Origin of the sequence: Craterilacuibacter sp. (assembly GCF_051659485.1) — a bacterium.
Taxonomy (GTDB): Bacteria; Pseudomonadota; Gammaproteobacteria; order Burkholderiales; family Chromobacteriaceae; genus Craterilacuibacter.
The window spans coordinates 1-5,493 of sequence record NZ_JBOFOO010000313.1; the positions used below are offsets into that span (position 1 = coordinate 1).

A 5,493-nucleotide genomic window follows, 5' to 3' on the forward strand; every position below is an offset into this window, starting at 1 on the left:
AGCGGAATAACAACGCATTGGCGACCAGTCTTGCACCGGACGTAGCGCGATATACAGCAAGACAATGGCAGCCACCAAGCGGCCAGCCAGCCAGAAATTAATCGCCTTTTCCGGACCGCTGGGCGTCACCAGTTCAGGCATGCCGGCAAAAGACAGCAGGTGGGCAAAATCAATCAGGCAAACTGCCAGAAATCCGGCCCCTAACAGCATGCGGTGACTATTGCCACGCTCCCGCCGCAAACTCCACGCCAATGAGAACACCATGGCAGACACTGCCATGGCCAAAAACTCGAGTCCACTGTGCAGAGGCAGGTAGTAGGACGGGACAGAAAAAAACTTCAGCCCGGGCAATCCTTGGCCACAGGCCAGCAACAATGTTAGCGCAATCGCCCACTTGATCTCAGACAAGCCCGAATAGCTTCCGGCCAAGCCAGCAGGTGCATACGGGTGCGATGAAGAGGGCAGAATGAATCGGGAGAGGAAGCTCATGGAGAGACAGTCAACGCATCATATGACTAATGCATTATCTGGGTTTTACTGCTGCAGCGCAATGACAAAGACCAACAGCCCTCTATCGAAGGCCGTTGCCGGGCACCATCAACAAGCACGAAAACCGCTAGTTGCGGTCATGTTTAAGGCCCATCTCGCCATCCCAGCGTCGGGACTCGATTTCTTTTCTGGCATCGTTGCGCAGTCTGTCCTGCTCGGTACAGCGCACCGGCCCGCCGACAGCGCGATTACGAATGGCACGCATCGCATTGATGCGATCTCTTTCCATCAGAAACATGCTTCGATTCATGCTGGCTCCTGTACGCTGATTCAAGATTAATTCCTGCAGCTTTCCAGTAATGCGCAACGCTTGCGGCGTTGCACCATCATCGCCATAAAAATTCGTCAGAGCAAGATCTAAAAATGTAAAAAGCCTACTGTCACCAAAATTTCATGCACCACAAGTGAATGGGGACTGTCACGCATCTAAACAGCCAGTATTTGATCGCCTACTGTGGCAAATCAGACACTGCGCCGCTCGTACACTGCCTGCGCCAGCGTCCCCAGATCAATATGTTCCAGTTCGCCGCCGACCGGCATGCCGCGGGCAATCCGGCTAACCTTGATGCCACGGGTTTTCAGGAGTTCGCTAATCATATGGGCAGTCACTTCACCTTCGGCGGTAAAGTTGGTCGCAATCACCACTTCCTGCGTCACCCCATCCAGCGCACGCACCAGCAGGCGGTCGAGATTGGCCTCACGCGGCCCCATCCCTTCCATCGGAGAGACGCGCCCCATCAGCACAAAATACAGGCCGTCAAAGCATTGCGCCTGCTCCAGCATCAGCTGATCGGTCGGCATTTCCACCACACACAGCAAATCCTGCCGCCGCGTGTCGTCACTACACAGATTGCACAAGGGCGTTTCGCTAAAGGTATTGCAACGCTCGCAATGGATCAGATGGGTCAACGCACGCTCGATGGCACGCGCAAGTTTCCCGGCACCGGCCTGATCGCGCTGCAATAAATGGTAAGCCATGCGCTGGGCCGACTTGGGGCCGACACCGGGCAAGACCCTGAGGGCGGAAATGAGATGATCGAGAGCAGGAGGGTTTTTCATAGCGGACGCGTGTGCAGGCAATAGGAAACAGGGAATGCGCTGAATGGCGCGCTTGAGCATTCCCCACGCCCTATTCCCTCAATATCAGAACGGCAGCTTCATGCCGGCAGGCAGGTTCAGGCCCTGCGAGAAACCTGCCATTTTTTCCTGGGTGGTGGATTCGGCCTTGCGTACGGCGTCATTGACAGCAGCCGCGATCAGGTCTTCCAGCATTTCCTTGTCTTCTTTGACATCATCCAGCAGCGAGTCGTCGATGGATACGCGTTTGACGTCGTGATGGCACGTCATCACCACCTTGACGAGGCCGGCACCGGACTGGCCTTCAATTTCGACCGAACCCAGTTCTTCCTGGGCTTTTTTCATGTTTTCCTGCATTTGCTGGGCCTGTTTCATCAGGCCCGCGATTCCGGCTTTACCGAACATAAGACTTACTCCTGAGCGGGTTGAATAGTATCGGTGAGCAAGGTGGCGTCGAATTCGCGCACCAGTTGCTGCACCACGGGGTCGTTTTCCAGCACGGCGCGCGCTTCCAGCCTTAATTCATGGCGGTTGCGCGCATCGCGCATGGCAGGGGTTTCGGCCGAGGTTTCTTCAATAACGACCTTCAGGTCAAGCGCATGGCCGAAGTGTTCGGCCAGCACGGTCCTGAGTTTTTCCTGGTAGTCGCGGCTGGCCAGATGACGAAAACTCTCCGGCACAGCCAGTATCATCTCGCCAGCTTGCCAGCTTTTCAGTACCGCGTTTTGCGCCAGCATGCGTACTGTACCCATACGCGGACCGATCTCACTCACCAGTGCGAGCCAGTTGCCATCAAACACAAGCGGCTCGGGTACGGCTTCATCAAGCGGCACATAGGTTTCATCATCAGCCGGCGAAGCATCATCCATATGATCCGGCGGCAGAACATCACCGTCTCTGTCGTCGTCCTCGTCGCTCCCGGGCGCACTGACAAGTGCCGCGGGCGGCTCCGGTAGACGAGTCGCAGGCTCAGGCTCGGGTTCAGGCGGCGCATCCTCGCTAGCGGCGGGGCTCTGCGGCGCTGGGGTCGCTGTTGCGGGGGGGCGCGCCCCTGCGACCTGACGCGTCAGCATGGCACGCGCCTGATCCATTGCGCCACGACCGGCTGCCGCCGTATGCGTGGCCAGCGGCGCCGGTGGACGTGCAAGCAGCGCAGCCGGCTCGGCCTGATTGGCAGGATGAAACGCCAGCATGCGGATCAAGGCCATATTGAAACCGGCATGCTCGTCCGGCGCCAGCGCCAGATCGCGACGGCCATGCACTGCAATCTGGTAATAAAGCTGCACATCTTCCGGTGTCATCCGCTGTGCCAGCGCGAAGATGGCATCATATTCGGGTTCATCCGGCGAAACCGCCTGCGGGATGATTTGTGCCATAGCGATCTGCTGCAGCAAGACCGTCATTTCAGTCAGTGCACTATCAAAGCCTATGCCACGTTCGGCCAGCTGATCAGCTTCACGGATCAGCAAGGGGCCATCGGCATCCGCCAGCGCACCAAGCAAGCCGAACAGATAACTGCGATCGACGGCGCCCAGCATGGCGCGCACGCCCTCTTCCTTTACTTCGCCCACGCCATAGGCAATCGCCTGATCCAGCAGCGAGAGCGCATCGCGCATCGAGCCTGCAGCACCGCGCCCCAATAGCGACAAGGCTGGCGTCTCGTAAGCGACGCCCTCCACTTCCAGCACCTGCGCCAGATAGCCGGCGATCTGCTGCGGCGTCATATTGCGCAGGGAGAACTGCAGGCAGCGCGAGAGCACCGTCACCGGCACTTTTTGCGGATCGGTGGTGGCCAGAATGAATTTCACATGCGCCGGCGGCTCTTCCAGCGTCTTGAGCATGGCATTGAATGCACTCTTGGACAGCATGTGCACTTCGTCGATGATGTAAACCTTGAAGCGCCCCAGCGTCGGCGCATACTGCGCGTTCTCCAGCACTTCACGGATATTGTCGATGCCGGTATTGGACGCGGCGTCGATCTCCAACAGATCGACATAGCGCCCGGCATCGATCTGGCGGCAAGCGGCACACGCACCGCACGGCTCGGCGGTAATGCCGGTCTCGCAGTTCAGGCTCTTGGCCAGAATGCGGGCGATGGTGGTCTTGCCGACACCGCGCGTGCCGGTCAGCAAGTATGCGTGGTGCAGCCGCTCACTGGTCAGTGCATTGGACAATGCACGCACCACGTGCTCCTGACCGACCAGATCGGCAAAACGCTTGGGACGCCACTTGCGGGCGAGGACTTGATAGCTCATGGGTGGCGATTCTAGCAGAAGCTTAGCGGGTCAACACGGCAAAGGCGGGAGACAAGCCCCTCAGGGCTGCGTCCGGGATGCCGCGGCGCCCTGCTGCGCCCAGAAGCGCTCGCGCACCTGTTCGGCTAGTTCCTGTGCCACCTTGGCATAGTGCGTGCTGCGGTTATAGCGGGTAATGGTGTAGAAATTCCCCAGCCCCAGCCAGTATTGCACCTCGCCCGGCGCAACCTCCAGCGGGAATAGTACCGCCGGCACATTGTCGCCCACCTCGGCGCGCGGGATCACGCCCATTTTTTTGAGCTCGCCCACGGTGTAGTGCAGATTGAATTTGTCCGACACCAGCTTGTCGATCTGCGGCCCCGGCACCACATCGGCCGGAATCACCACATCGTCGCCTTTTTTCCAGCCATGCAGCTTGAAATAGTTGCCTATGCTGCCGACCACATCGGCCGGGTTATTCCAGATATCGCGCGTACCGTCGCCGTCAAAATCAACCGCCCATTTGCGGTAACTGGAGGGCATGAACTGTGGCCAGCCCATGGCGCCGGCGTAACTACCCTTGAGCAGCAGAGGATTTTTGCCCTCCTCCTTGGCCAGCTTCAAAAACTCGGTCAGCTCGCCGCGAAAATAGCTGGCGCGACGCGGGTAGTCGAAACCGATGGTCGTCAGCGCATCGGCCACGCGAAAGCTGCCGGTATTGCTGCCATAACGCGTTTCTATACCCAAAATCGCCACCACCATTTCCGGTGGCACGCCGTAGCGCGCTTCAACCTTGTTCAGTACAGCGGCGTGCTGTTGCCAGAATGCCACACCACCGTCGACCATCTTGCCGGTCAAAAAATTGGAGTGAAACTGATACCACGGACGCGAGGTCGAGGGCCGGTCCAGTGCAGTGATAATGGACGGCTTAAGCTCCACATTGGCAAACAAGGCCTCCAGATCGGGACGGGTGAAGTCGCCACTCGCCACCTGTTCGTCGATGTAGCGCTGGATATCCGGCCGCGCGAGCAAGGCGGCATCGGCATGAGCCAACATAGAGCATGCTGCCAGCGGCAAAAAAAGCCATTTTTTCATGATAGTTTCGCCCATCAAGCCGGCAGATTGCACTGCCGGCTTCAGTATTTGTAAGAGAGTGCGCTGGACACCAGGCGTGCCGTAATATCGACAATCGGAATGATGTGCTCGTAGTTCATCCGTGTCGGCCCTATCACGCCCAGCGAGCCCACCACCTGATCGTTAATCTTGTAAGGCGCGCTGACCACCGAGCATTCGTCCAGCATGGTTACGCCTGACTCTTCGCCGATAAAAAGACTGACGCCCTGCGCCGCCTGACTCTGGTTCAGCAGCTTAAGCAGCTCGGTCTTGCGCTCGAACACCGAAAACAACTCGCGTAAGCGTGTCAGGTCTTCCGACAGGTCGCGTACATTCAATAGATTATTACCGCCTGAGATCACTACCGCACCGGTCTGCTCAACCATAGTCTGGCGGCCCAGATTGATTGCGATTGCCATCAGACTACTGATATCGCCCTGTAGTTCACGCAATTCATGCTCGACACAGCGAGTCACACTGGAAAGCGCTTGCCCGGCGTAATGCAGGTTGATGAAATTGG

6 protein-coding genes and 1 pseudogene are annotated in these 5,493 nt (G+C 58.1%); all 7 read right to left on the minus strand.

The annotated features are described in order from the left end of the window. Positions 1 to 489: MASE3 domain-containing protein (locus ACRC1E_RS10890; protein WP_438515121.1), on the minus strand; the 489-nt coding region annotated here is incomplete at its 3' end. A gap of 127 nt (positions 490 to 616) precedes the next feature. Next, positions 617 to 778 (minus strand): hypothetical protein, encoded by a 162-nt coding sequence (locus ACRC1E_RS10895; protein ID WP_438515122.1) that lies wholly within the window; start codon positions 776 to 778, stop codon positions 617 to 619. Between the two features lie 233 nt (positions 779 to 1,011). After that, positions 1,012 to 1,608, minus strand: a complete 597-nt coding sequence (recR, locus tag ACRC1E_RS10900; protein ID WP_438515123.1) for a recombination mediator RecR — start codon at positions 1,606 to 1,608, stop codon at positions 1,012 to 1,014. Positions 1,609 to 1,692: 84 nt separating this feature from the next. After that, entirely contained in the window at positions 1,693 to 2,031 is a 339-nt protein-coding gene (locus tag ACRC1E_RS10905; protein ID WP_438515124.1) for a YbaB/EbfC family nucleoid-associated protein, read from the minus strand. A gap of 5 nt (positions 2,032 to 2,036) precedes the next feature. Beyond that, complete coding sequence (gene dnaX, locus ACRC1E_RS10910) at positions 2,037 to 3,881, minus strand: DNA polymerase III subunit gamma/tau (protein WP_438515125.1); 1,845 nt, start codon at positions 3,879 to 3,881, stop codon at positions 2,037 to 2,039. A 60-nt stretch (positions 3,882 to 3,941) separates the two neighbouring features. Further along, the gene (mltB, locus tag ACRC1E_RS10915) at positions 3,942 to 4,955 is read right to left on the minus strand and encodes a lytic murein transglycosylase B (RefSeq protein WP_438515126.1); all 1,014 of its coding nucleotides are present in this window, start codon (positions 4,953 to 4,955) and stop codon (positions 3,942 to 3,944) included. Positions 4,956 to 4,996: 41 nt separating this feature from the next. Next, positions 4,997 to 5,493, minus strand: a pseudogene (locus ACRC1E_RS10920) (heat-inducible transcriptional repressor HrcA); the annotation flags it as partial.

Excerpts from the sequence above, each read along its gene's own strand:
- ACRC1E_RS10895 (WP_438515122.1), bottom strand. The coding sequence starts at position 778 with ATGGAAAGAGATCGCATCAATGCGATGCGTGCCATTCGTAATCGCGCT.
- recR (WP_438515123.1), bottom strand. The coding sequence starts at position 1,608 with ATGAAAAACCCTCCTGCTCTCGATCATCTCATTTCCGCCCTCAGGGTC.
- ACRC1E_RS10905 (WP_438515124.1), bottom strand. The coding sequence starts at position 2,031 with ATGTTCGGTAAAGCCGGAATCGCGGGCCTGATGAAACAGGCCCAGCAA.
- dnaX (WP_438515125.1), bottom strand. The coding sequence starts at position 3,881 with ATGAGCTATCAAGTCCTCGCCCGCAAGTGGCGTCCCAAGCGTTTTGCC.
- mltB (WP_438515126.1), bottom strand. The coding sequence starts at position 4,955 with ATGAAAAAATGGCTTTTTTTGCCGCTGGCAGCATGCTCTATGTTGGCT.